This is a genomic window from Thalassobellus citreus (assembly GCF_044385915.1).
Lineage (GTDB): Bacteria > Bacteroidota > Bacteroidia > Flavobacteriales > Flavobacteriaceae > Thalassobellus > Thalassobellus citreus.
On record NZ_JBISCC010000014.1, the window covers coordinates 1 to 301 of the forward strand.

General features: G+C 47.5%; 1 pseudogene. It reads left to right on the top strand.

Features of this window, described 5'->3' with window-relative positions:
• Positions 1-301: pseudogene (locus ACH5TX_RS00060) on the top strand (hypothetical protein); the annotation flags it as partial.

Here is a 301-nt window from a genome sequence, read left to right on the forward strand (position 1 = left end):
ATGGATAACTGTGGGGCAAATAAGAGGCCCACAAGGTCCTAAGGGAGATAAAGGCGATACTGGTGATCAGGGAATACAAGGGATACAAGGTGTAGCAGGATTAGACGGAGCAGATGGGGCAACAGGTCCTAAAGGAGATAAAGGCGACAAAGGAGATGCTGGTGATCAAGGAATACAAGGGATACAAGGTGTAGCAGGATTAGACGGAGCAGATGGGGCAACAGGTCCTAAAGGAGATAAGGGAGATAAAGGCGACAAAGGAGATACCGGTGATCAAGGAATACAAGGGATACAAGGTTTA